General features: G+C 69.0%; 1 protein-coding gene and 1 pseudogene. Both read right to left on the minus strand.

Going from position 1 to position 790, the window contains the following annotated elements:
- A partial coding sequence (locus AC5RU7_RS21020) for a phage holin family protein (RefSeq protein WP_494053877.1) occupies nucleotides 1–386 on the minus strand: 386 nt, incomplete at its 3' end.
- Nucleotides 383–790 (minus strand): annotated as a pseudogene (locus AC5RU7_RS21025) (hypothetical protein); the annotation flags it as partial. The gene AC5RU7_RS21020 and the pseudogene AC5RU7_RS21025, both read right to left, overlap by 4 nt.

Genomic DNA, 790 nt, shown 5'->3' on the forward strand with positions numbered 1-790 from the left:
AGGGTTTCGCCGGTCTGCGGCAGGCCCTTGATCTTCTTGAGTTCCTTGCGGCCAATGGAGGCCAGGATCGCGGCGATGATGGCCCAGAGGACGGCAACGATCACGGCGGCCCAGCCCAGGGGCATCAGGGCGCCGAGGGCGAACATCAGGGCCAGGGACAGGAAGAGAAGGACGAAGTGTCCGGCCACGCCGGCGCCGGCGAGCATCCCGCCGCCCTTCCCGGCGCGGGTGGCTGACTGCTTGGCTTCGGCCTTGGCCAACTCCACTTCCTGGCGCATCAGCGTGGACAGGTCCCGGGTCACATCGCCCAGGAGCTCGCCAAGGGAGGCGTTATCGGCCTTTTGATGCGCCGCACTCGGCGGCGGCTCAGGAATCTGGCTACTCACAGCTGCCGTCCTTCCGTTGACCGGTAGGTGCCGTCGGCAGCACGGTAGCTGCCGTCCTCATCCCGGTAAGGGTCATCCTCGAAGCGGAGCGGAGTGTCCTCTGTGGTACCCGCCGGCAGGGTGGAGGTGGATACCGGCGCCCCGCTGCCCACGGTCGGTTCCGTAAAGAGATCATCGGTGCCCGCGGCGTAGACCGTCTCCTGGCGGAGCCGAGCTACGGGCGGGGTGCCGGAGTACTGCCCGGAAAGGCCGGCGCTGGGGCGTGTTGTCGACGAGGTTTCCGGGGCGCCTGCGGTCAGGCCACGGGTGAGGCGGCCGGCCAGGACGCCGGCACCGGCTGCCAGCAGCAGGAAGGTTCCGGGGCGGTTCCGGGCAAAGCGCTGGACTTCGGTCAGAAGGTCCCC

Source organism: Arthrobacter sp. K410C, assembly GCF_059090105.1.